General features: G+C 61.2%; 20 protein-coding genes and 1 tRNA gene. 19 read left to right on the plus strand and 2 right to left on the minus strand.

Annotated elements, in window-relative coordinates; translation table 11 throughout:
* The first annotated feature begins 84 nt into the window (after window positions 1–84).
* The 5 genes from ACN0WV_RS16640 to ACN0WV_RS16660 are packed head-to-tail and all read left to right on the plus strand — an operon-like array spanning window position 85 to window position 4,337.
* The gene (locus tag ACN0WV_RS16640; RefSeq protein WP_417607242.1) at window positions 85–1,146 is read left to right on the plus strand and encodes a phage portal protein; all 1,062 of its coding nucleotides are present in this window, start codon (window positions 85–87) and stop codon (window positions 1,144–1,146) included.
* Window positions 1,143–2,909, plus strand: a complete 1,767-nt coding sequence (locus ACN0WV_RS16645) for a prohead protease/major capsid protein fusion protein (protein WP_417607243.1) — start codon at window positions 1,143–1,145, stop codon at window positions 2,907–2,909. The genes ACN0WV_RS16640 and ACN0WV_RS16645 overlap by 4 nt, the downstream gene beginning before the upstream one ends.
* Complete coding sequence (locus ACN0WV_RS16650) at window positions 2,909–3,124, plus strand: phage head-tail joining protein (RefSeq protein WP_417607245.1); 216 nt, start codon at window positions 2,909–2,911, stop codon at window positions 3,122–3,124. The genes ACN0WV_RS16645 and ACN0WV_RS16650 overlap by 1 nt, the downstream gene beginning before the upstream one ends.
* Before the next feature lie 2 nt (window positions 3,125–3,126).
* Window positions 3,127–3,312, plus strand: a complete 186-nt coding sequence (locus tag ACN0WV_RS16655; protein WP_417607247.1) for a hypothetical protein — start codon at window positions 3,127–3,129, stop codon at window positions 3,310–3,312.
* Window positions 3,309–4,337, plus strand: coding sequence for a site-specific integrase (locus tag ACN0WV_RS16660; RefSeq protein WP_417607249.1), 1,029 nt, complete (start codon window positions 3,309–3,311; stop codon window positions 4,335–4,337). The genes ACN0WV_RS16655 and ACN0WV_RS16660 overlap by 4 nt, the downstream gene beginning before the upstream one ends.
* Window positions 4,338–4,405: 68 nt before the next feature.
* On the opposite strand, the gene ACN0WV_RS16665 is transcribed toward ACN0WV_RS16660, so the two are convergent.
* Together ACN0WV_RS16665 and ACN0WV_RS16670 are read right to left on the minus strand one after the other, a co-directional pair.
* A tRNA-Cys gene (locus ACN0WV_RS16665) sits at window positions 4,406–4,479 on the minus strand.
* A gap of 182 nt (window positions 4,480–4,661) precedes the next feature.
* Window positions 4,662–5,699: a LacI family DNA-binding transcriptional regulator gene (locus tag ACN0WV_RS16670; protein WP_084352922.1), complete on the minus strand. Its 1,038-nt coding sequence runs from the start codon at window positions 5,697–5,699 to the stop codon at window positions 4,662–4,664.
* A 203-nt stretch (window positions 5,700–5,902) separates the two neighbouring features.
* On the opposite strand from ACN0WV_RS16670, the gene ACN0WV_RS16675 reads away from it, so the two are divergent.
* From ACN0WV_RS16675 to ACN0WV_RS16740, 14 genes are all read left to right on the plus strand, one after another.
* Window positions 5,903–7,138 carry an ABC transporter substrate-binding protein gene (locus ACN0WV_RS16675; protein WP_084352923.1) on the plus strand — a complete coding sequence of 412 codons (1,236 nt, stop codon included), beginning with the start codon at window positions 5,903–5,905 and terminating at the stop codon, window positions 7,136–7,138.
* 82 nt (window positions 7,139–7,220) lie between these two features.
* A complete protein-coding gene (locus ACN0WV_RS16680; RefSeq protein WP_417607251.1) occupies window positions 7,221–8,111 on the plus strand; it encodes a carbohydrate ABC transporter permease in 891 nt (296 codons plus the stop codon).
* Between the two features lie 10 nt (window positions 8,112–8,121).
* Entirely contained in the window at window positions 8,122–9,045 is a 924-nt protein-coding gene (locus ACN0WV_RS16685) for a carbohydrate ABC transporter permease (protein ID WP_084352925.1), read from the plus strand.
* Between the two features lie 9 nt (window positions 9,046–9,054).
* Window positions 9,055–10,143 carry an ABC transporter ATP-binding protein gene (locus ACN0WV_RS16690; protein ID WP_417607253.1) on the plus strand — a complete coding sequence of 363 codons (1,089 nt, stop codon included), beginning with the start codon at window positions 9,055–9,057 and terminating at the stop codon, window positions 10,141–10,143.
* A 36-nt stretch (window positions 10,144–10,179) separates the two neighbouring features.
* A complete protein-coding gene (locus ACN0WV_RS16695) occupies window positions 10,180–10,929 on the plus strand; it encodes a sugar phosphate isomerase/epimerase family protein (RefSeq protein ID WP_417607255.1) in 750 nt (249 codons plus the stop codon).
* A 14-nt stretch (window positions 10,930–10,943) separates the two neighbouring features.
* Entirely contained in the window at window positions 10,944–12,065 is a 1,122-nt protein-coding gene (locus ACN0WV_RS16700) for a Gfo/Idh/MocA family protein (protein ID WP_417607256.1), read from the plus strand.
* 11 nt (window positions 12,066–12,076) lie between these two features.
* Window positions 12,077–13,123, plus strand: a complete 1,047-nt coding sequence (mgrA, locus tag ACN0WV_RS16705) for an L-glyceraldehyde 3-phosphate reductase (RefSeq protein WP_417607258.1) — start codon at window positions 12,077–12,079, stop codon at window positions 13,121–13,123.
* Window positions 13,120–14,715, plus strand: coding sequence for a glycoside hydrolase family 43 protein (locus ACN0WV_RS16710; RefSeq protein WP_417607259.1), 1,596 nt, complete (start codon window positions 13,120–13,122; stop codon window positions 14,713–14,715). The genes mgrA and ACN0WV_RS16710 overlap by 4 nt, the downstream gene beginning before the upstream one ends.
* Window positions 14,715–15,539 carry a TolB family protein gene (locus ACN0WV_RS16715; protein WP_417607261.1) on the plus strand — a complete coding sequence of 275 codons (825 nt, stop codon included), beginning with the start codon at window positions 14,715–14,717 and terminating at the stop codon, window positions 15,537–15,539. The genes ACN0WV_RS16710 and ACN0WV_RS16715 overlap by 1 nt, the downstream gene beginning before the upstream one ends.
* Before the next feature lie 20 nt (window positions 15,540–15,559).
* Window positions 15,560–16,618 carry a sugar phosphate isomerase/epimerase family protein gene (locus tag ACN0WV_RS16720; RefSeq protein WP_417607263.1) on the plus strand — a complete coding sequence of 353 codons (1,059 nt, stop codon included), beginning with the start codon at window positions 15,560–15,562 and terminating at the stop codon, window positions 16,616–16,618.
* Window positions 16,618–17,751, plus strand: a complete 1,134-nt coding sequence (locus tag ACN0WV_RS16725; RefSeq protein WP_417607265.1) for a Gfo/Idh/MocA family protein — start codon at window positions 16,618–16,620, stop codon at window positions 17,749–17,751. The genes ACN0WV_RS16720 and ACN0WV_RS16725 overlap by 1 nt, the downstream gene beginning before the upstream one ends.
* 79 nt (window positions 17,752–17,830) lie before the next feature.
* Entirely contained in the window at window positions 17,831–19,069 is a 1,239-nt protein-coding gene (locus ACN0WV_RS16730) for a metallophosphoesterase family protein (RefSeq protein WP_417607267.1), read from the plus strand.
* Window positions 19,066–22,491, plus strand: coding sequence for an ATP-binding protein (locus ACN0WV_RS16735; protein ID WP_417607269.1), 3,426 nt, complete (start codon window positions 19,066–19,068; stop codon window positions 22,489–22,491). Before ACN0WV_RS16730 ends, ACN0WV_RS16735 begins: the two co-directional genes overlap by 4 nt.
* A 179-nt stretch (window positions 22,492–22,670) precedes the next feature.
* Complete coding sequence (locus ACN0WV_RS16740; RefSeq protein ID WP_417607271.1) at window positions 22,671–23,516, plus strand: bifunctional allantoicase/(S)-ureidoglycine aminohydrolase; 846 nt, start codon at window positions 22,671–22,673, stop codon at window positions 23,514–23,516.
* Window positions 23,517–23,685 lie beyond the last annotated feature (169 nt).

A 23,685-nucleotide genomic window follows, 5' to 3' on the forward strand; every position in this document is an offset into this window, starting at 1 on the left:
CCTGGGGGCTTTGCGCCACATAGGGTGGGTCAAATTTAATCGCTGAAACCGGGTCAGTTTTGAACGCTCATTGACAACCAAGACATGGCCCGCGCCCTGAATGACGATTTCGAGGCGCTGTTTTTGCCGGTCCTGACGCTCGCTATCCGGGCGTTGGTCCGCGACGGTGAAGCCTTCCTTCGCATTCACGTCACCGCAGGCCGCGAGATCCGGCTAAAGGCGCTGCCTGCCGAACAGGTTGACCCGACAATTCACCGGGACCTGGGGGACGGTGGGCGGATCGTGGCCGGGATAGAGTTTGACGCAGAGGACGAAGTTGTTGCCTATCACATCCTGCCCGAAGCCCCCGGAACGCCTTTCGTCACCTATGGCGAAGCGGTTCGGGTTCCCGCGCATGACGTGCTGCACCTTTTTGACCCGCTCTTTCCCGGCCAAGTGCGCGGCCTGTCGTGGATGGCCCCGGTCCTGCTGAAACTTCGCGACCGCGACGAAGCGTCCGACGCGCTGCTGATGCAGCTCAAGACTGCGAGCCTTATCACCGGTTACGTCCGCGACCCGGACGGCACTTTTGCAGGTTTCGAGGGCCAAGCCTCTTCCCGCGCCTTGAACGTTGCGCTTGAACCCGGCGCGATGCGAATCCTGCCCCCTGGGGCTGATGTGACCTTTTCGAACCCCGGCCAAGGGCTTTCGCAAGCCGTCGACTTCCTGCGCGCCCAGGACCGTGAGATTGCCGCAGGAACCGGCCTGACCTTCGAAGCCCTGACCGGTGATCTGACACAGACCAATTACAGCTCTGCCCGTGTCGGGCTGCTGGAGTTCCGCCGCCGTGCGGAAATGCTGCAAAAGACGTTGATCGAGGGTCAGCTCTTACGCCCGCTCTGGCTGCGCTGGATCACCCGCCGCAGCCTTGCCGATGAGATCGACACGGGCGGCGATGCGCTTTCTGATTTCCTGTCCGTGCGCTTCGTCGCGCCCGGCTGGCAATGGGTGGATCCACGCAACGAGGTCGAGGCGGATGTTGCCGCGATCGAGGCCGGATTGAAAAGCCGCGAAGAGGTCGTTGCAGGCCGTGGCCGCGATATTGACGAGCTTAACGAAGAAATTGCCCGCGATGCAGGGCGCGATCAGAAGGACGCCGCAGCATGACGATTCATGTCCGGAACCTGCGCCCCAGCCCGTCTACGGTGGATGCTACCGCCCGCACGGTCGAGGCTATCGTTTCCACGGGGGCAGATGCCGCCCGCGCTGGTTTTATCGAACGGCTAGACTTGTCCGGCGCCGACCTGTCCAGGCTGATCGGTGCCCCGGTTCTGGATGGGCACCGATCCGAAACCACCCGCGACCAGTTGGGCGTGATCGAAGCTGCCGAGCTGCGCGCAGAGGGTATCTGGGTGCGCATGAAGTTCCGCAGCAATGCCGCCGCCGCATCCGTTCTGTCTGATGTATCAGACGGCACCCTGCGCGGCCTGTCTATCGGCTATCAAGTGGCCGAATGGAAAGAGACGCGGGACGGCAATCGCCGGGTCCGCATCGCCAAACGGTGGACACCAATCGAGGTGTCCGTTGTCCCGGTCCCGGCCGATCCGGGCGCACATTTCCGAAACGGAGAATCGAGCATGGAAAACCAAGAACTGACGGTCGAGACGACCACACCCCCGCCGGTGGAAACCCGCGCGCAGGTCAATGCAGAGATCCGCACAATCGCGGATACGGCTGGATTGACTCGTGCCTGGGCAGATGGCCAGATCGACGCAGACGCCACGGCAGAAGATGCCCGCCGTGCCGCATTCGAGGCGATGCAGCATCGCAGTGCCAGTACCGCGACCCGCAGCACTCGCGCGACGATCAACTACGACCACACAGACCCTGCCGTTATCGCCACGCGCGCCGGTGAAGCCCTTTGGGCGCGTTCACACCCCGGCCATGAGCTTTCCGAGGCTGCGCGGCCTTACGCGGCCATGTCGACCATTGACCTCGCCCGCGACTGCTTGCGCCGCTCTGGCGTGGCCACGACCGGCTTCACGGCCGATACTGTTGTGACGCGGGCTTTGCACACGACTTCCGATTTCCCGTTGATCCTGGGCGATGCAGTCGGGCGCGAGCTGCGCCGCACCTATCAGGCCCCGCCTTCTGGCGTCCGAATGCTGGCGCGTCAGACCACAGCGCGCGACTTTCGCGCCAAGCACGCCTTGCAGTTTGGTGAAGCTGACGACCTGCAAAAGGTCCCCGAAGGCGGCGAGTTCAAAAGCAGCACAATCGCGGAGACGGCTGAAAGCTACAGCGTCGAAACCTTCGGGCGTATCTTTGGCATTTCCCGGCAAGCACTTATCAATGACGACTTGGGCGCTTTCGTACAAATCCCCGCACGTTTGGGCAACGCAGCCCGCGCCTTTGAAGCCGCACAGTTGGTCGCCAAGTTGGTCGAAAACCCGGCCATGAGTGACGGCGTTGCAGTGTTCCACGCTGACCACGGCAACCTTGCCGGATCGTCTTCGGCTTTGAGCATTGCGTCACTTAGCGCGGCCAGAAACGCGATGCGCCGTCAAACAGGCTTGGGTGGCCAGCCAATCGACGCCACGCCCAAGGCGGTTGTTGTTCCGCCTGAACTGGAAACCTTGGCCGAACAATTGCTTTCGCAGATCAACGCCACGACAACCGACGATGTGAACCCATTTGCAAAACTGACATTGGCGGTTGAACCCAGACTGACTGACGCAACGACATGGTATGTCGCGGCGGATTCGGCACAGATCGACGGTTTGGAATACGCTTATCTTGAAGGTGCCCCAGGTCCGCAGATTGAAACGCGCCAAGGGTTCGAGGTTGACGGCGTTCAAATGAAAGTCCGCCTGGACTTCGGTTGCGGCTGGATCGACCACCGCGGCTGGTATCGGAATGACGGTGCATAATGGCACTGGACGCCACAGAGCTTGAGACCCTGCGCGACGCCCTTGTGAGGGCGCGCGCAAAGGGTGCGCGAGAACTCCAAATGGGCAATGAACGCGTCCGCTATGGCTCTGATGCCGAAATGGCGTCCGCAATAGCCGATCTGGACGCCCGCCTGCGCCAAACCACCAGTGCCCGCCCCAGCACGATCCGATTTAGCAGCTCCAAAGGAATGTGATGATGGCCAGCCCGCAAAGCAACGCAAAACAGACTGTTGCCGCGCTTATCCGCGAGGCGCGAGAGGCGGGATGGCTGCGAGCGAAGTTCGAAATCAAGCCGGATAGTAGCGTCACGGTGGATGTTGCTATGTCCGAAACCGAAGAAATGGAAGGCTTCTTGGACAGCGATTTGAGGATGGGAAAGTGACCAAGAAGAGCCTGCCGAAATTTGTCTATGCAGATCGTGGATATGTGCGTTTCATCCGCAGGTCGCGCGGGCTTTCGGTTATGATGAAAGAAGAGCCGGGAACACCTGAATTTTGGGAGCACTACAATCGGTTGCTCAAGGGGCGAGATCCGGCCCCGTCCAAGCGAAACTTTGAGGCCCTGATTCTAAGCTACTTTGAAAGCGATGCGTTCAAGAAGTTGAAGCCGCGTACCAAAGCCGATTATCGGAAATACATCGGCCATATTCGCACGATTTGGGGCGCGAAAGACCCTCAGCGGATCGAGACCCATCATGTCTATGAACTGCACCGCGCCAATGCGGATAGGTGGAGACAGGCGAACTATCTCGTACAGGTGATGGTGGTCTTGATGAACCACGCGCGCCTGATCGGCTTTCTCAAGAAAGAGCATGGAAACCCGGCCAAGGGCATTCCGCTGTTTAAGCAGGAAAGCGAAGGCTGGGAGCCGTGGCCGGATGATGTGCGGGCGGAGTTTGAGGCGGTCGCAACGGCGCGCGCCCGCTTGGTCTATGAGTTGTGTCTTGGCACGGGCCAGCGGATCGGTGATGTGGTGCAAATCCGCTGGGGCCATATCAAAGACGGGGCGTATGACTTTACCCAGGGCAAGACCGACAAGCCCTTGTGGATACCTCTGACCGACCGGCTCAAGGCATATCTGGCAACGGTCGAAAAGAAGGGGCTGACGGTCATTACCGACAAGGCGGGCCGTCCCGTTCGCTATCGCACGGTCGCTGAAGAGATGCGCAAGGTCAAAGCCAAGATGCAGCACCCCGACGCGGCCAGCTATGTGACCCACGGGCTGCGCAAGAACGCGACAATCGAACTCTACCAGTCAGGATGCGACGACGAGATGGTGAAGGCCGTCACGGGCCACTCTGGCGTTGAGATGCTGAAAAAATACGGCGGCATGATCCGTCAGCGGGAACTGGCAACGCGGGCGCAAGACGCGCGAAACCGCTTTGAACAGAACAGGAAGGAAACATGAATGTTTCAACACCTGTTTCAAAAATCGAGCATAAGGAGTGCTGACATGACGCAAGTCATTGAAAACATTGGAGGCGAGTACCGGAATCGAACCGGTGTACACGGATTTGCAATCCGCTGCGTAACCACTCCGCCAACTCGCCGAAGCCGTCGTTTCTTTAGACGGGTTGACGGATGGCTGCAAGGGGGATCAGGATTTCGTTTTGCAACTCGTTCGTCATCTGCATTGGCAGACAGGGCCGGTCAGGGGGGCGCACAGGCTTTGGTATCTGGAGCACCAATTATTGCTTTAGGATATCCCAACAAGCTTATCGCGCTACGCGTTTCAATCAGCGCGGCTCGATAGCGGCGCGGTGCTCTCGCGCGCGATCAGCGTCACGTCGAGAAGTTCCACCTCTGCCGCGGGAGCATTGTGCGCGTTGGTCATTTGTTCAAGCAGCAGCCGTGCGGCAGAGCGGCCAAGGCCGATCCGGTCCTGGCGGATCGTGGTAAGCGCCGGAACGTAGTGTTCGGCCTGATCAATGTCATCGAAGCCGACCACCGAGATGTCTTCGGGAACCCGCAAGCCGGCCGCGTTCAGCCCGGCGATCAAGCCAAATGCGACCTCGTCCGAGGCGCAGAATACTGCACTGGGCCGGTCCTGCATCGCGACGATTCGCTGCGCCGCCTCGCGGCCCGAACGCAAAGAGAAGTCACCGCGAATAATCCAGTCAGGGCGTTGCGGCAAGCCAAGGCGTTGCCTTTCGGCCAGCATGCCTTCGCGGCGCACATGAGTCAGGCGGTTGTCCGCAGGCCCGGTCACATGCGCTATGCGCCGGTGGCCCAACTCGTACAGGTGCTGGATCGCGATCTGCGCGCCCTTGTAATTGTCGCTGCGGACCGATGGCATCGGGGCATCCTGCACCCATTCGCAGGCAAAGACGATCCTGTCGCCGACATTCTCGCGGGCGAATTCTGTCATGTCGGTCGTGGTGAGATTCCCGTCCAGCGAGATCATCCCGTCGATGCGGCCATCCAGAAAATAATCCGTTAGCCGCCGGTCATGTTCCGGCAGATGATTGGCATCGGTGATGAGCACCGAAAAATCACTGTCAGAAAATCCCTCGCTGATCCCCTCCAGGATCTTTGAAAAGAACGGATTTCCCAAGTTGGGAACCAGCACAAGAATCGCATTGGCGCTTTTCTTGCGCAGGTTTCGCGCCGCGCGATTGACCCGGTATCCGGTGCTGCGAACTGCCTCGAAAACGGCCTCTCGGGTGGGTTTGGTCAACAGATCCGGGTTGCTGAGCGCCCGGCTGACGGTTGCCGTCGATACCCCTGCCGCGCGGGCAACATCTTGAATCCGGGGGGGCTTTTCACTCATGGATTGACGGGTCACTTTTGGACAAACACGATTTTTGACATGGACGGCTTGACACGAATCCGCCTCAGCCCGATTATAGGTGTAATCGTTTACATGGCAAGTAGAGTTGGTCTGACGTCGAATGTAAACGATTACGCGGCGACCTAAGATCGCTTCAGATAATGCCGGTCCGGATCCATCCGCGCCGGAAGGGAGGAACAAACATGACTGCATTCCGCACTTTCTTCGCGGCCACCACGGCGCTTTGCGCGGGCACGGCAGCTTTTGCTGCTGACCTTGAGGTGACCCATTGGTGGACGTCCGGTGGCGAGGCCGCCGCCGTGGCCGAATTCGCCCGTGAGTTCGAGGCCCAGACAGATCACACATGGGTGGATGGTGCCATCGCCGGCGGCGGCGGCACGGCCCGTCCGGTGATGGTCAGCCGGATCATCGGTGGTGACCCGATGGGCGCGTTTCAGTTCAACCATGGCCGCCAGGCGGAAGAGCTGATCGAAGCGGGCCTTCTGCGCGACATGACGGACGTGGCCGAGGCCGAGGGCTGGAAGGACATCGTGAACCCGCCATCGCTGCTGGATGCCTGCACGGTGGACGGTCGGATCTATTGTGCGCCGGTCAACATCCACTCCTGGCAGTGGTTGTGGCTGTCCAATGCCGCGTTTGAAAAAGCCGGTCTGGATGTGCCAAGCAATTGGGATGAATTCGTCGCCGCTGGCCCCGCGCTGCGTGAAGCGGGCATCACGCCGATGGCGCTTGGCGGGCAACCCTGGCAAAGTTCTGGCGCGTTCAACGTGTTGATGGCAACGCTTGGCGGGCCGGATGTTCTTCAGAAGATCTATGGCGACGGCGATGCCGAAATGGCCGCGGGCGATGCGATGAAACGCGTCTTCAAGGCGGCCGCCGACATGCGCGAAATGGTGCAGGGGTCCAATGTGCAGGACTGGAACCAGGCGACCAACCTTGTCATCACCGATCAGGCCGGGGGTCAGATCATGGGCGATTGGGCGCAGGGTGAATTTGCCGTGGCCGGCGAGGTTGCAGGCGAAGATTACACCTGCCTGCCGGGCCTTGGTGTCAACGAGGTCATCTCGACCGGTGGGGATGCTTTCTATTTCCCCGTTGTGGATGACGAAGAGATCTCGGCCGCGCAGGATGCACTTGCCGCGACGCTGCTGAACCCGGAGACGCAAGTGGCGTTCAACCTCAAGAAAGGCTCGCTGCCGGTGCGCGCGGATGTTGACCTTGAGGCCGCAAATGACTGCATGAAAAAGGGACTGGAGATCCTCGCCTCCGGGGCGATCATGCCCGATGTGAACATGCTGAATACCGAGGACACGAATAACCAGCTCAACGATCTGTTTGTTCAGTTCTTTCAGGATACTTCAATCAGTGCCGATGATGCGCAGGCGCGCTTTGTCGATATCGTGGCAAACAAGGACTGACCGCCACTCACGTCCGATGGGCCGGGCCGCGCCACGCGGTCCGGCCACTTTCACCTGACAATGCCACCACAGGGGGAGCGATATGGCCGCCACCCGACCGAACCGGCTGTTCCGGAATCTGACCGCCAAAATCGCCGCGATACCGATGATCCTGACCGCGCTGGTCGTGTTTGTCGGGGGAACGGTCTGGACCGTGACCTATTCCTTCACCTCGTCGAAACTGCTGCCGAAAACCAAGTTCGTTGGTCTGGACCAGTATGAACGTCTCTGGAACACGCCGCGCTGGCTTGTGTCGATCGAGAACCTGCTGATCTACGGCATCTGCATGATGGTGCTGAGCCTCGTGATCGGCTTTGTGCTGGCGGCTTTGCTGGATCAGAAGATCCGATACGAGAATACGTTTCGCACGATCCTGCTTTATCCGTTCGCGTTGTCCTTCATCGTGACGGGGCTGGTGTGGCAATGGCTGCTCAACCCCGATTTCGGCATCCAGAGCGTGATCCAGCGACTGGGCTGGCAAAGCTTTGATTTCGACCCGCTTTATAATGCCGATATCGTCATCTACGGCGTGCTGATTGCCGGGTTGTGGCAAGGATCGGGGCTGGTGATGTGTCTGATGCTGGCGGGGCTGCGCGGCATCGACCAGGAGATCTGGAAGGCCAGCCGGGTTGACGGAATAGCGGCGTGGAAAACCTATATCTTCATCGTCATTCCGATGATGCGGCCGGTGTTCATCACCACGCTTGTCATCATCGCCAGCGGCATCGTGCGGCTTTACGACCTGATCGTGGCGCAGACCGGGGGCGGCCCCGGCATCGCATCCGACGTGCCCGCGAAATACGTCTATGACTACATGTTTCAGGGCCAGAATCTGGGGCAGGGCTTTGCCGCCTCGACGATGATGCTGCTCGCGGTTCTGGTGATCGTCGTGCCCTGGGCCTATCTGGAATTCGGAGGGAAAAAGCGTGTCTGATCCTGCCACCATGTCTGCCGCCGTTGTCGGGTCGGACGCTGCATCCGGCGCGCTCTCCGGTCCGCGCGGACCCAAGCCGCGCCGCCGGTTTTCGCGCCGCAACGTGTTTATCTACGGCACGCTGATCGTCGTCGCGCTATATTACCTGTTGCCGCTTTATGTGATGATCGTGACGTCGCTGAAGGGCATGCCGGAAATCCGGCTGGGCAATATCTTTGCCCCGCCGGTCGAGGTCACGTTTCAGCCGTGGGTCAAGGCTTGGTCCGAGGCATGCACTGGCCTTAATTGCGACGGGCTGAGCCGCGGTTTCTGGAATTCCGTGCGCATCACCGTGCCGTCGGTCCTGCTGTCCATCGCGATTGCGTCGGTGAACGGCTACGCGCTGGCCAACTGGCGGTTCAAGGGTGCGGATGCGTTCTTTACCATCCTGATCTTCGGTGCCTTCATCCCCTATCAGGTCATGCTGTATCCGATCGTCATCCTGCTGCGCGAGATGGGGATTTACGGCACGCTGGGCGGGCTTGTGATGGTGCATTCGATCTTTGGCATGCCCATTCTGACGCTGCTGTTCCGCAACTATTTCACCTCGCTGCCGGAAGAACTGTTCAAGGCCGCAAGGGTGGACGGCGCCGGGTTCTGGCAGATCTATCTTCAGATCATGCTGCCCATGTCCCTGCCGATCTTCGTGGTGGCAATGATCCTGCAAGTCACTGGAATCTGGAACGATTTCCTGTTCGGCGTGGTCTACACCAAGCCCGATCTCTATCCGATGACGGTGCAGCTGAACAATATCGTCAACTCGGTGCAGGGCGTGAAGGAATACAACGTCAATATGGCGGCGACGCTGCTGACCGGCCTTGTGCCCCTCGTCATCTATTTCGTCTCCGGAAAACTCTTCGTGCGTGGCATTGCGGCCGGCGCGGTGAAAGGCTGAGCAATGCATATGGACCCAAGCATCTCGATCAAGAACCTCAAGCTGAGCTTTGGCGCGGTTGAGGTGCTGCATGATCTGAACCTCGATATCGGCAAGGGCGAATTCCTTGTCCTGTTGGGATCGTCCGGCTGTGGTAAATCCACGCTTCTGAACTGCATCGCGGGGCTGCTGGATGTCACGGACGGGCAGATCCATATCGGCGGGCAGAATGTGACGTGGGAGGAACCGTCCAAACGCGGCATCGGCATGGTGTTTCAAAGCTATGCTCTTTATCCGCAGATGACGGTCGAGGGCAATCTCGCTTTCGGGCTGAAGAACGCCAAGATCCCCAAGGCGGAGATCAAGGAGCGTATCGCCCGCGCCGCCAAGACCTTGCAGATGGAACCGCTGTTAAAGCGCAAACCGGCTGCCTTGTCAGGCGGTCAGCGTCAGCGGGTTGCCATTGGGCGGGCGCTGGTGCGCGATGTTGACGTGTTTCTATTTGACGAACCGCTGTCCAACCTTGATGCCAAGCTGCGCGCGGATCTGCGGGTGGAGATCAAGCAGTTGCACCAGACACTGGGCAACACGATGATCTACGTCACCCATGACCAGATCGAGGCGATGACGCTGGCCGACCGTATCGCCATCATGCGCGGCGGCAGCATCCTTCAGCTTGATACACCCAAGGAGATCTACAACCGACCAGCCACAAAATATGTCGCCGAGTTTATCGGCTCGCCGACGATGAACTTTCTGGACGGACGGATCGAGGGCGGCACCGCGCCGCGTTTCATCTCTGACGTCGCCAGCTTTGACCTTGCGGGCTACGAATTCACGCCGCAGGGGCCGCAGGCCGGCGACGCCTGGTTCGGGATCAGGCCGGAACATATCATCGTCGGTCCCAAGGCAGCGCAGGCGCCGTTCCAGCTTGAGGGGCAGGTCGATCTGGTCGAGCCGCTGGGATCTGACACGCTGGCGCGCGTCACGTCGGGTGGACAACGGCTTTGGGTGCGGATGGATGGGCAGGCCGACATCACCCCCGGACAGACCCTGCCGCTGGGCCTGACCCCGGCGCTTGCCAATATCTTCGACAAAACCACAGAGGCCCGCCTGTAGCGCGCCTTTCGACACCAGAAAACAGGATATTCCCAAATGGATCTTTCGTTTCAACTCTACTCCGCGCGCGATTTCACACCGTGGCAGGAGGTCATCAAGACAATCGCCGGGCTGGGTTATACTCAGGTCGAGGGGTTTGGCGGCGTCTATGAGGACCCGGCTGCCTTTCGGGCGCTGCTGGATGCCAACGGGCTGACAATGCCGTCGGGCCATTTTTTCCCGGTGGGCAATTTTGAATCCGAGATCGACAAGACACTCGCCACGGCAAAAACGCTGGGCATGCAGCGGTTGTTCTGCCCCGCGCCGGAGGATGCCTATCGCAACGGCGTCGATGCAGCGGCATGGAACCAGCTGGCAAAACGGCTGGAGGGTGCCGCCAAGCGCGTGCAGGATGCGGGCCTGCGATTTGGCTGGCACAACCACCACTGGGAATTCATGCCGCTGGCAGATGGCACCATCCCGATGCAGCTGATCCTCGACAACGCGCCGTCCATCGAATGGGAAATGGACGTGGCCTGGGTGGTGCGCGGGGGGGGCGATCCGCTGGACTGGATCACGGCCAACGCCGACAGCATCACCACCGCGCATGTCAAGGACATCGCGCCTGCCGGGACGTGCGAGGACGAGGACGGCTGGGCCGATGTCGGCCATGGCACGATGGACTGGCCCGCGCTGGTGGCCGCGCTGCGCCAAGCGGGATGCGATCTGTTCGTCGCCGAGCATGACAAACCCAACGATGCGCACCGTTTTGCGAAACGCTCCATCGCCAGCTTCAAGACATACTGAAAGAGACAGAATTTATGAGCAAGACACTTGGAATCGGCGTCATCGGCTGCGGCAACATCTCTGCCGCCTATATGCGCCTCGCCCCGCTATTCACGGGCATCGAAATGCGCGCCTGCGCCGACCTTGACACCGACGCAGCCAAGGCCCGTGCCGAAGAATTCGGCCTGCGGGCCGAGACTATCGACGGGCTTCTGGCGGCGGATGACATCGACATTGTCGTCAACCTGACCGTCCCCAACGCGCATTTCGCAGTATCCAAACAGGTGCTGGAAGCGGGCAAACACGTCTATTCGGAAAAGCCCTTCGTTCTGTCGCTGCAAGAGGGCCTGGACCTCAAGGCGATTGCCGATGCCAAGGGACTGCGCGTCGGATCCGCGCCCGACACGTTCATGGGCGGGGCGCATCAGCTTGCCCGGCATCTGGTGGATGCGGGCGCGGTGGGGCGCATCGCCTCGGGCACATGCTTTGTGCAAAGCCCCGGTATGGAGATGTGGCACCCCAACCCGGATTTCTTCTTTCAACCCGGCGGCGGCCCGATCCTCGACCTCGGACCCTATTACATCTCCAATCTCGTGCAATTGCTTGGCCCGGTGGCGCGCGTTACGGCCCTGTCGTCCAGCGCCAGTGAATACCGCACCATCACGTCAGAGCCGCGCAACGGCGAGAAGATCAAGGTCGAAACGCCCACCACGATCCATGCCGTCATGCAGTTTGTCAGCGGCGCTCAGATCACCTACTGCGCCAGTTGGGACGTGTGGGAACACGGCCATTCCAACATGGAGCTTTACGGCACGACCGGCACCCTGCACGTTCCTGACCCCAATTTCTTTGGCGGCGAGGTGCGGATGACCGAAAAAGCCGGTTTCGTGAACCCGTGCGTTGACTGGAACCACCCGTTCAGCAAGGCCAATGACAACGGTCGCGCAAACTATCGCTGTGCCGGTCTGGCGGATATGGCGCAGGCCATCTTGAACGACCGCCCGCATCGGTGCTCGGATGATTTCGCCCTGCATGTGGTGGACGTGATGACCGCAATCCTGCACTCAGGAGAGACGAAAACACTCGTTGAACTGAGCAGCACCTGCGAACGCCCCGAGGCCCTGACCCCGGACGCCGCCGCGGCGCTGCTCGCATAGGAGAAACCTATATGGTCTGGACCGCGTCCGACACAAGATACGACACGATGCAATACCGCCGCTGCGGGCGTTCGGGGCTGAAGCTTCCGGCGATCTCGCTGGGGCTGTGGCACAATTTTGGCGATGACACGCCGCATGAAACCAAGCAGGCGATCACCCGTGCAGCCTTTGATAACGGCATCACGCATTTCGATCTGGCCAACAATTACGGGCCAGAACCAGGCGCGGCAGAGTCAGCCTTTGGCGAAATCCTCAAGACCGATTTTGCCCCCTACCGCGACGAGCTGATCATTTCGTCCAAGGCTGGATACGGGATGTGGCCGGGGCCATATGGTGAATGGGGCAGCCGCAAATATCTTATCGCCTCTTGCGACCAGTCGCTGAAACGCATGGGGCTGGATTACGTCGACATCTTCTATTCGCACCGCTTTGACCCCGACACGCCGCTGGAAGAGACGATGACGGCGCTCGATCACATCGTCCGCTCGGGCCGCGCGCTATATGCGGGAATCTCAAGCTATAACGCCCAACGCACGCGCGAAGCGGCGGCGATACTGAAAGAACTGGGCACACCCTGCCTGATCCACCAGCCCAGCTATTCGATGCTCAACCGCTGGGTCGAGGATGACGGGTTGCTGGATGCGTTGGACGATTTGGGCATCGGATCCATCGTGTTCAGCCCGCTGGCCCAAGGCATGCTGACGAAGAAGTATCTGGGCGGTATCCCCGAAGGCAGCCGGGCGTCCCAAGGCAAGTCCCTGCGCGAGAATTTCCTGACCGATGAGGCGCTGGAGAATGTCCGCGCGCTGAACGCCATTGCTGAAACCCGTGGCCAGACGCTGGCTCAGATGGCGCTGGCCTGGGTGCTGCGTGGGGGCCGTGTGACCACCGCCCTGATCGGCGCGTCAAAGCCCAGTCAGGTGGTCGATTGTGTGGGCGCGGTTGGCAATCTCGACTTCACCGAGGACGAGTTGGCGCGCATCGACCAGCATGCCAAGGACGCGAATATCAACCTGTGGGCAGCCTCCTCCGAAACCGAGGGACCTTCGCGCAAATGATCCGCAATCCGATCCTGCCCGGTTTCAATCCCGACCCGTCGATTTGCCGGGTGGGAGAGGAATATTTCATCGCGACATCGACCTTCGAATGGTATCCCGGCGTGCAGATTCACAGGTCCACCGATCTGGTGAACTGGGATCTGGCATGCCGACCGCTGTCGCGCGCCTCGCAACTGGATATGCGCGGCGATCCCGACAGTGGTGGCGTCTGGGCACCGTGCCTCAGCTATGCTGACGGGCTGTTCTGGTTGCTCTATACGGATGTCAAACGGCTCGATGGCAACTTCAAGGACGCGCATAACTACATCGTCACCGCGCCCGCGATTGACGGGCCGTGGAGCGATCCGATCTATGTCAGCTCTCACGGGTTCGACCCGTCGCTGTTCCATGATGATGACGGGCGGAAATGGTTTCTCGTCCTGCAATGGAACCACATTTCCAACTCGGTCGGCGGCAGTCCGAAACATCCCGCCTTCGACGGCATCCTGTTGCAGGAATGGACCCCCGAAGGCGGGTTACAGGGCGAGATCCGCAAGATCTATTCCGGCAGCCCGCACGGCCTGACCGAAGGTCCGCATCTCTACAAGCGCGATGGCTGGTACTATCTGACCGTGGCCGAGGGCGGCACGGGCTATGGACATGCGGTGACGATGGCCCGGTCGCGGCAGATCGAAGGACCATATGAAACTCACCCTGACACGCACCTGATTACATCGAAAGATCACCCGGACTGGCCGATACAGCGCGCCGGCCACGGCCAGATCGTGGAGACGCCGGATGGACAGGTTTATCACACGCATTTGTGTTCGCGCCCCTTGCCGGGCAGGTTTTCTCCGCTTGGTCGGGAAACCGGCATTCAGAAATGCGAATGGCGCGATGATGGCTGGCTGTATCTGGCGGACGGCGGCCCGCTGCCGCAGGTCGAGGTCACGCCGCCAGCACCCGCCACGCGCCGCGCTTCAGTATCTGTGGAACGGCGCTTTGAGGGCACAGAACTGCCGCCTGAATTCCAGTGGCTTCGCACACCGGAAGCTGAACGTATCTTCGCACTCACCGGTACCGCGTTGCGCCTGATCGGGCGCGAGAGCATTGGAAGCTGGTACGAACAGGCCTTGGTCGCGCGGCGGCAGGAGCATCTGCACTACCGGGCGGAAACCACGCTGACAGAGTTCACACCGACCACCTATCAACAGGCCGCAGGGCTGACGACGTATTACAACCGGCACAAGTTTCACTTTGCCTGCGTTACGCATGTCGCAAACGAAGGCCGCTGCCTGACGCTGATGTCCTGTCCGGGGGACTGGCCTGACGGACGTCTCAGCTTTCCGACTGATCCGGTCCCGCTGAAGGATGGCCCGGTGGAACTGGCGGTCGATGTTACCGGTGCCACACAGCAATTTGCGTATCGGCAGGGCGGCGACTGGCAAGCCTTCGGGCCGGAACTGGACGCCAGTGTCATCTCTGACGAGGGCGGTCGCGGTGAGCATGGGTCTTTCACCGGCGCATTTGTCGGCATGGCGGCGTTTGACATAACCGGGCAGGGCAAGACTGCCGATTTTGCCCGCTTCAGCTATGTTCCGGGGGATACGTGATGGTGTCCTATCTGGAGATATTCGATCTGGCGACGGGCGACAGCAGCACACTGTTCAAGACCGCTCGCCACATCGAGGCACCGAACTGGACACCCAGCGGCGCGGACCTGATCGTAAACGGCGATGGGAAACTGTTTCGCGTGCCCATTCATACGCCCGACCTTCTGATGATCGACACAGGTTTGCACGCGTCGCTGAACAACGATCATGGCATTTCACCCGACGGCCAGACGCTGGTGATCTGCGACAAGACCCTGACGCCGCATTCCTGCATCTATACCATGCCCGCTGGCGGTGGTTTGCCCACGCGCATTACCGACAAGACGCCATCGTGGTGGCACGGCTGGTCGCCGGACGGAGAGCGGCTTGCCTATACGGTCGTGCGCGACGGACAGTTCGGGATCGCGACGATTCCCGTCAGTGGTGGCAGCGAAGCGTTGCTCATCCACAGTCCGCACCACTATGACGGGCCGGACTATACGCCCGACGGACAGTGGATCTGGTTCAACTCCGATCGCGGTGGCAGCATGGATTTGTGGCGGATGCGGATTGACGGGACGGAGCCGGAGCAAATGACCGTTGACGCGGCGGTCAACTGGTTCCCGCATCCCTCGCCGGACGGCGGCCATGTCCTCTACCTTGCCTATCCCGAAGGGACCGAAGGTCATCCGCCGGACCGCGAGGTCTCGTTGCGGTTGATCGATCTCGACAGCGGGAAAACCCGCATTCTTACAACGCTTTGGGGCGGCCAAGGCACGCTGAACGTGCCCTGCTGGTCGCCCGACAGCCAGCGTTTTGCCTATATGCGCTACTCGCGCCCGTGACCAAATCCGGAGGATCCGATATGCCCACGACCATGAAAGGCCCCGCGCTGTTTCTTGCCCAGTTCGCAGGGGATGCGGCCCCGAATAACAGCCTTGAAGCGATCACCAAATGGGCCGCCGGTCTGGGCTACAAAGGTGTCCAGATCCCCACTTTCGACGCGCGGCTCTTTGATCTGGACAAAGCCGCCGACAGCCAGACCTATTGCGACGAGGTCAAGGGCATCTGCACCGATGCGGGCGTCGAGATCACCGAACTTTCGACCCATTTGCAGGGCCAGCTTGTCGCGGTGAACCCGGCCTATGACACTGCCTTTGACGCCTTCGCGCCTGCGTCGGTGCATGGCAATCCGAAGGCCCGGCAGGAATGGGCGGTGGATCAGGTGACCAAGGCGGCACGGGTCAGCCGGATGCTTGGCCTTGATGTGTCGGTCAGTTTCACCGGATCGCTGGCGTTTCCGTTTCTGTATCCGTGGCCGCAGCGCCCCGAAGGCTTGATCGACGAGGCCTTTGCAGAGCTTGCCCGCCGCTGGAAGCCGATCCTCGATGTCTACGATGAAAACGGCGTTGATATCGGCTATGAAATCCATCCCGGCGAGGATGTGTTTGACGGTGCCACATACGAGATGTTTCTGGATGCCCTGAACGGTCATACCCGCGCGCGGATCAACTACGACCCCTCGCATTTCCTGCTGCAACAGATGGATTACCTTGCGTTCATCGACATCTACCACGAACGCATCTGCGCCTATCACGTCAAGGATGCGGAGTTTAATCCCGATGGCCGTCAGGGCGTCTATTCCGGTTATCAGCCCTGGCTGAACCGCGCCGGACGGTTCCGCAGCCTTGGGGACGGGCAGGTGGATTTTGCAGGGATTTTCTCAAAACTCGCGCAACACGGCTATGACAGCTGGGCGGTGCTGGAATGGGAATGTTGCCTGAAAAGCCCGGAACAGGGGGCTGCCGAAGGCGCGCCCTTTATCGCGCACCACATAATCGAGACCACGGACAAGGCGTTCGACGATTTCGCAGGCGGCGAAACCGACATGGGCGCCCTCCGCAAGATGCTGGGGATTCAATGATGGAACGGTTGCGATTGGGCATGGTCGGCGGCGGGCAGGGGGCCTTTATCGGAGGCGTGCACCGCATCGCCGCACGGATCGACGGACAGTGGGAATTGGTCGCAGGCGCGCTAAGCTCTGACGCGGAACGCGCCGCGGCCTCTGCGGCGGAACTGGGCATTGCGGCAGATCGCAGCTATGCCGATTTTGCCGAGATGGCCAAGGCCGAGGCGGCGCGCGACGAAGGCATTGACGCCGTTGCCATCGTCACCCCCAACCACATGCATGCCGCGCCCGCCGTGGCCTTCCTGCGGGCGGGCATCCATGTGATTTGCGACAAGCCACTGGCCGCGACGCCCGAACAGGCGGCAGAGATCGCCAGGGTCGTCCGCGAGACCGGTCGGCAGTTCATCCTGACGCATAACTACACCGCCTATCCGCTGATCCGGCAGGCGCAAGCCATGGTAGCGGCAGGAGATCTGGGCGAGATTCGCGTTGTTCAGGTGGAATATGCGCAGGACTGGTTGACCGAACCCGCCAGCAACAAGCAAGGCGACTGGCGCACCGATCCGGCACGCTCTGGCGCGGGGGGCTGTGTGGGCGATATCGGCACCCATGCGTTCAACCTTGCCAGTTTTGTCACCGGGCTGAAAGCCACGTCGCTGGCGGCGGATCTGGACGCTTTCGTGCCGGACCGGCAGGTTGATGACAACGTGCATGTCATGCTGCGGTTCGACGGCGGCGCCAAAGGCATGCTTTGGGCCAGTCAGGTGGCGGTAGGCAATGAAAATGCCCTGCGTCTGCGCGTGCATGGCACAAAGGGCGGGCTGGAATGGGCGCAGGAAAACCCCAACCGGATGACGTTTACCCGGTTCGGACGGCCCAAGCAGATCCTGACCCGTGGCGGCGCTGGCGCGAACGAGGCCGGGCTGCGCACTACCCGCATCCCACCGGGCCATCCAGAGGGCTATCTCGAAGGCTTTGCCACGCTGTATTCCGAGGCCGCGCACCTGATCCGCCACGCCGATTCCGGCACGCCCTTGCCCGAGGGCGTACATGCCCCCACGATCAAGGACGGGCTGGACGGCATGCGCTTTATCTCGGCCTGTATTGCCTCGTCCAAGGCCGATGCGGCGTGGACGGCGCTGGACTGAACGTACGGACTGGTCAGGCAAATCATCCGATTGCAAATCCTCGCGGCGTGGACAAGACTGCGCCGCGAAAGAGGCCAGCGTGATCAAGCTTTTACATACCGCCGACATACATCTCGACTCGCCGTTGAAATCGCTTGCGCTGCGCGATCCTGATTTGCGTGATCGGGTACAGGCCGCCACGCGTGGCGCGTTCACCCGTATCGTCGACACGGCGTTGGACGAGGATGTGGCGGGATTGCTGATCGCCGGAGACCTGTATGATGGCGCCGCCCGCAGTGCCCGAACGGCGGCGTTTCTGACGACGCAGTTTGACCGGCTGCGGGATGCGGGCATCCCTGTCTTCCTGATAAAAGGCAATCACGACGCCGAAAATCCCATCACCGGTGAAGTGGCGCTGCCCGATAACGTCCATGTCTTCAGCGGCCGCGGTGGTGCCGTGCAACTGGGCGCACATGACATCTGGATCCACGGTGTCAGCTTCAGCGGCCGTCACGCGCCTGACAGTTTGCTGCCAAAATTCGCGCCCCCCATCGCGGGCGCGGTCAATATTGCTTTGCTTCACAGCTCGCTGGCCGGTGCGGCGGGGCATGACACCTACGCGCCCTGTACCGTGGCAGAGCTTGGCGCGATGGGGTTTGATTACTGGGCGCTTGGCCATATCCACAAACGGCAGGTCCATGCACAAGCGCCGTGGATCGTCATGCCCGGCACGCCTCAGGGTCGCGATATCGGGGAACCCGGCCCCCACAGCGCCACGCTGCTGTCTGTCGAGGGCGGCCAGATCAGCGTTTCCGAATGTCATACCAGTCAGGTCGAGTTTTTGCCCGTGGAGGTGGACGTCACGGATTCCGAGGACGAGGATGCGCTGCGTGACCATCTGCGCAAGGCCATCCAGGACAGCGCGGCGTCGCTGAAGTCAGATGCCGCGATCCTGCGTCTTCGCCTTACCGGAGGATTCGCCCGGCGTTGGCAGGTAGAACGTGACCGCGACACCTGGGCAGAGACCGTCAACGGCATGGCGCGCGAAACCGGATGCCTCTGGGTCGAAAAGCTGGAAATTGCGCTTTCCGATCCGGACGGGCCGCGCGTGGATAGCAGCGCCACTGCTGAATTGTCCGCGCTTATGCAGGCCATCCGAACCGAGCCCGGTTATGCCGCACAGATAGAGACGCAACTGGCAGAGATACTGTCCGAACTGCCCGCCCATATCCGCGCGGCCCTGATCCCCGATGAGGCCGCCGCAACCGCGCTTGCGCAGCGCTTGGCCGAGACGGGCGCGCATCATGTGACAGCGCTGATGAAAGGGGCGTCGGAATGATCCGGCTACGACGGCTTGATCTGGATCTGTTCGGCCAGTTTTCCGGCAAGTCCTACGATTTTGGTCCGCGCCGCGAGGGGGCTTCGGACTTTCACCTGATCCACGGCCCCAACGAGGCCGGCAAGACCACCACGATGGAAGGCTTTCTGCGGCTGCTCTACGGCTTTCCGTTACGCGAGCCTTATGCCTTTCAGCACGACCGCAAGACACTGCGCATCTCGGGCGTGCTGGATCTGGGCGATACCGAAACCGAACTGACCCGGCTGCCGACGCGCAACGCCAATCTGGTGGACGCGCAAGGCAAGGCGCTGCCCGAACAGGTCTTGGCAGCGCATCTGGGCGGGCTGGGGTTGGACGATTATCGCAACCTGCTGTGTCTTGACGATGAAACCATCGAGCGCGGCGGTGAAGGAATTGCCAGCGCCAAGGGCGATATCGGGCGGCTGTTGTTTTCGGCGGCGGCAGGGATCAGTGATCTGACCGAGGTACTGGGTTCGGTGCGCGGCCGCGCCGATGCGCTTTACAAAAAGCGCAGCAGCAAGACCCGCATGGCAGAACTCAAGGCGGAACTGAAAGACATTGACCACCGGATTCGCGAGGAGGATGTCACCGCCGGTGCCTATCGGGCGCTGCGGCAGGCCCGCGACCGCGCCGCGCAGGAAGAGGCCGAGATCGGCGAAGTGCGCGCGGCGCATGCAAGCGACCATGCCGCCACCCTGGCCATGCGAGATGCGCTGCCGATGTTGGCCGAGATCGACGGTTTGGACGCGGTCATCAATGCGCATCCGGGATATCCTGAGCGGCTCGACATCGACCCCGAGGCGCTGGTCAGCATGCTGACCGAGCAACGGCAGGCCAAGACGGATCAAGAACGTCTGACACGCGAAATCGAGGTGTTGGAAGGCCAGCGCGACGGGGTTGAGCGGCATCCCGAACACCTTGCCCTTGGCGCGGCGCTGGACGATCTGGACGATCTGCGCAGTCGCCATGCCACCGCCGGGAAAGACCTGCCAAAGCGCCGCCGCACGCTGGAAGAGGTACGGACCGACATGACCCTCGCCGCCCGCGATCTGGGCGTTGCCGAGGACACTGACCCGGAAACGCTGGTTCTGGCGCCGGGGGCGCTGGCACAGTTGGAAGCGGCGCGCGATGCCAAGCGTGCGGCGATGCAGAAGGCAGAGGCCGCACGAGACGAGTTTGCCCAGTTGGAAGACCGGATCGCCGGGGCCGAGGCGGCGATCCCCACCCAAGATGAAGAGGGCGCACCTGACATCGGGGCCGTCCTCGACCGCTTTACAGTTGATACGTTGGCCCCGCGCCATGCGGAAGCGCAGCAGGCTGTGGCCGAAGCAAAACGGAACAGGGCCGAAACCCGCGACGCATTGCTTTTGAAGGGGCAAGGCTTTGCAGAATTGCCGGTCTGTCCACTGACCAGCGCAGAAGCCTCGGCATTGGCCGAGACGCTTGCGCGGCTATGTACCGAACTGCGTGCGACCGACGATGAGATAGCGACACTGGAAGCTGACGCCGCTGATCGTTCGGTTAAAATTGACGCGCTGGCAGCCTCCGGTGCGTTGCTTGGCGATGATGCGGCCCGCGCCCTTCTGGAACGTCGCGACGCGCTTTGGCAAAGCCACCGCAAGACGTTGACCGAAGCGACGGCGGAGTCCTTCGAGGCTGTGATGGGTCAGGTGGATGCGGCTGCGCATGCGCGACTGGGCCATGCGCGGGAACTTGGCCAGCTTCGCCAGCTTGAGGAAGACGCCCAACGCGCCCAGCACCGCATCCAGCAGGCAAAGACAAAGCGGGATGCGCTTGCCGGAAATCTGGCGAAGGTGGAGGCGCAACTGACCGATGCCGCCCGCGAGACCGGGATCGACGCCCACCTGACCCCGCCTGCCTTTGCCGCATGGGTCGCGCGCTTGACCGAGGCGCAGGCCGCGGAACAACGGTTGGGTCGCATCAGGGCCGAAAATGCCGGTGTCTTTGATCAGGCCGCGCGTCTGTCAGAGGCGCTGTCTCCGCATCTTGATCTGGACAATCCGGATTTCGAAACCTTGCTGGGGACTGCCCGGACGTGCGCAGCAGAGGCCCGTAAACTGCGCGAAACAGCGCAAACCGCGCGTGCCCGGATACACGAGCTTCACGCCGAACGGGAACGCCGGCAGGCGCAACTTCTGGCGTGCGAAGAAACGGCTGAAACAGCCATCTCGGCCTGGACCACGGTGGTAGAGGAAAATTTCAAGGACGCCGTGACAGGCGATGCACTGGACCGGTCCTTCGCCCCACTGAGAAGCTTGCGCGAGTTGGACACAAGACGCACGAGCATCGTCCGGCAGATCGACGCAATGCAAGCGGATCAGCGCGACTTCGCAGACGCTTTGGCCGCATTTACGGACGCATCCGACCTGTCCGACCCACTGGCTGCCTTTGCGGCACTTCGTGACACGGCGGATCAAGCGGACGCGGCGGAAAAGCAGCATGCCGAAACGATCGACAGGCTCCGCCGCCATCACGACGCGCGCGACAAGGCGCTGCTGGCATTGGATGCGATCAAAGCCAAGATGCAAGACATCGCCAGCGCCTTCCCGAAGGATGCGGACACGACAACACTCGACGCCCTGCGAAAGACGGTCGGGCAGGCGCAACAGGTGACCCAGGCAAAGGCCAGCCGCGCGGCGCTGTTGTCCAGGCTGTGCCTCACGCTAAACGTCGCCGATCTGACCGCTGCCCGCAGCATGTTGGACGGCGTGACCGACACAAGCCTGGCGGTGCAACTGATGCAGCTAAACAGCGACGGCAAGGCGATAGAGGACCGCTACCGCGACGCCATCGCCACGCGCAGTGCCGCCGAACGCGATTTGCGCGCGGTGACCGGCGATGCCGATATTGCTGTGCTCACCGAACGCAAGGCGACCCTCGAGCTTGAGATGCAGGAAACCGCACTGGCCTATCTGGAACTGCATCTTGGCCATGATCTGGCAGAAGAGGCGATCCGGCGCTACCGCGACACCCATCGCAGCGGTATGATGAAAGCCACCGAAACGGCGTTTTCAGAACTAACCAACGGCGCCTATACACGGCTGATGACGCAGCCGGACGGCACCGCAGAGACACTGATCGCGCTTGATCCTGCGGGGCAGTCGAAACAGGCGCAGGATATGTCCAAGGGCACGCGCTTTCAGCTTTACCTGGCGCTGCGGGCAGCGGCCTATGAACAGCTTGCCCAGCAAGGCACGATTCTGCCGTTTTTCTGCGATGACATTTTTGAGACCTTTGACGAGGACCGGACGCGTGCGGCCTGTCATGTGATGGCGCGGATCGGACGCACCGGGCAGGCGATCTACCTGACCCACCACCGCCATGTCGTCGATATCGCCCGACAGGTCTGTGGCGACGAGCTGCGCGTGCACGAGATCTGAAGTCCTGCGACACCCAAGGCGTGTCACCCGTCGGAAACGCCGCGGCATTTATTCGGCCTTTCGGCGAAGATTTTTAGCACTATCAAAAATCCCCTGAAACTCTTGTCTTGCAAATGGCAATGGTTGTCTTGGGCCTGCGCGTCCATAATGACCACAAACTAACAGGATCGAGGACGCCGATGACCGCAAAATATTTCGCTCCGACCGGGGGGCACCCCTCTCAGCAACAACTGCTGACCGACCGTGCGATGTTCACCGACGCCTATGCGGTTATTCCCAAGGGCACGATGCGGGACATCACCACCAGTTTTCTGCCGTTCTGGGACAAGACCCGGCTTTGGGTGATCGCAAGACCGCTGAGCGGCTTTGCCGAGAGCTTCTCGCAATACATCATGGAGGTCTCGCCGGGGGGCGGTTCAGATCGGGCCGAGACCGATCCCGGAGCCGAAGCCGTCTTGTTCGTGGTCGAAGGGTCCGCGACGCTGACTGTGGACGGCGCAACCCATACTCTGGCCGAGGGGGGCTATGCTTACCTGCCGCCTGCGACCGATTGGGCATTGCACAACACCGGCACGGAAATGCTGCGGTTTCACTGGGTGCGCAAAGCCTATGAGCCGGTTGAAGGGCTGGATGCCCCCGACGTCGTTATCGCCAACGAGCAGGATATCGCCCCGACCGTGATGCCGGACACAGACGGCAAATGGGCGACAACGCGATTTGTCGATCCCGCCGACCTGCGCCATGATATGCATGTCACCATCGTGACGCTCCAACCCGGCGCTGTGATTCCGTTCCTTGAGACCCATGTGATGGAACACGGTCTTTATGTCCTGGAAGGCAAAGCTGTCTATAAGCTGAATCAAGACTGGGTGGAGGTCGAAGCCGGCGATTATATGTGGCTGCGCGCCTTCTGCCCGCAGGCCTGCTATGCCGGTGGCCCCGGCCCGTTCCGCTATCTGCTCTACAAGGATGTGAACCGCCACATGCCGCTACGTCTTGGCCGCGGCGCGTCATCTTCGAAATAAAGCTGCTCGTGTGTCCGGGACCGCTCAAAGAGCGGATCCCGTGACCTCGGCACATGTCTGGCGGCCAAATGCCGTCGGTCAGCAAGGCCGCACGTCGGCATTGCTTTTCCCGCGATAGCAACCTGGGCAAGAGTGGATTATCATCCGGCTTGGCAAGACTTGTCGCGCC

The sequence above is a fragment of the Primorskyibacter flagellatus genome (assembly GCF_048268605.1).
Classification (GTDB): domain Bacteria; phylum Pseudomonadota; class Alphaproteobacteria; order Rhodobacterales; family Rhodobacteraceae; genus Primorskyibacter; species Primorskyibacter flagellatus.

Bases quoted from the DNA above. Each gene is read 5' to 3' on its own strand.
- ACN0WV_RS16640 (WP_417607242.1), top strand. From the start codon at position 85: ATGGCCCGCGCCCTGAATGACGATTTCGAGGCGCTGTTTTTGCCGGTC.
- ACN0WV_RS16645 (WP_417607243.1), top strand. From the start codon at position 1,143: ATGACGATTCATGTCCGGAACCTGCGCCCCAGCCCGTCTACGGTGGAT.
- ACN0WV_RS16650 (WP_417607245.1), top strand. From the start codon at position 2,909: ATGGCACTGGACGCCACAGAGCTTGAGACCCTGCGCGACGCCCTTGTG.
- ACN0WV_RS16655 (WP_417607247.1), top strand. From the start codon at position 3,127: ATGGCCAGCCCGCAAAGCAACGCAAAACAGACTGTTGCCGCGCTTATC.
- ACN0WV_RS16670 (WP_084352922.1), bottom strand. From the start codon at position 5,699: ATGAGTGAAAAGCCCCCCCGGATTCAAGATGTTGCCCGCGCGGCAGGG.
- ACN0WV_RS16675 (WP_084352923.1), top strand. From the start codon at position 5,903: ATGACTGCATTCCGCACTTTCTTCGCGGCCACCACGGCGCTTTGCGCG.
- ACN0WV_RS16680 (WP_417607251.1), top strand. From the start codon at position 7,221: ATGGCCGCCACCCGACCGAACCGGCTGTTCCGGAATCTGACCGCCAAA.
- ACN0WV_RS16685 (WP_084352925.1), top strand. From the start codon at position 8,122: ATGTCTGCCGCCGTTGTCGGGTCGGACGCTGCATCCGGCGCGCTCTCC.
- ACN0WV_RS16690 (WP_417607253.1), top strand. From the start codon at position 9,055: ATGGACCCAAGCATCTCGATCAAGAACCTCAAGCTGAGCTTTGGCGCG.
- ACN0WV_RS16695 (WP_417607255.1), top strand. From the start codon at position 10,180: ATGGATCTTTCGTTTCAACTCTACTCCGCGCGCGATTTCACACCGTGG.
- ACN0WV_RS16700 (WP_417607256.1), top strand. From the start codon at position 10,944: ATGAGCAAGACACTTGGAATCGGCGTCATCGGCTGCGGCAACATCTCT.
- mgrA (WP_417607258.1), top strand. From the start codon at position 12,077: ATGGTCTGGACCGCGTCCGACACAAGATACGACACGATGCAATACCGC.
- ACN0WV_RS16710 (WP_417607259.1), top strand. From the start codon at position 13,120: ATGATCCGCAATCCGATCCTGCCCGGTTTCAATCCCGACCCGTCGATT.
- ACN0WV_RS16715 (WP_417607261.1), top strand. From the start codon at position 14,715: ATGGTGTCCTATCTGGAGATATTCGATCTGGCGACGGGCGACAGCAGC.
- ACN0WV_RS16720 (WP_417607263.1), top strand. From the start codon at position 15,560: ATGCCCACGACCATGAAAGGCCCCGCGCTGTTTCTTGCCCAGTTCGCA.
- ACN0WV_RS16725 (WP_417607265.1), top strand. From the start codon at position 16,618: ATGGAACGGTTGCGATTGGGCATGGTCGGCGGCGGGCAGGGGGCCTTT.
- ACN0WV_RS16735 (WP_417607269.1), top strand. From the start codon at position 19,066: ATGATCCGGCTACGACGGCTTGATCTGGATCTGTTCGGCCAGTTTTCC.
- ACN0WV_RS16740 (WP_417607271.1), top strand. From the start codon at position 22,671: ATGACCGCAAAATATTTCGCTCCGACCGGGGGGCACCCCTCTCAGCAA.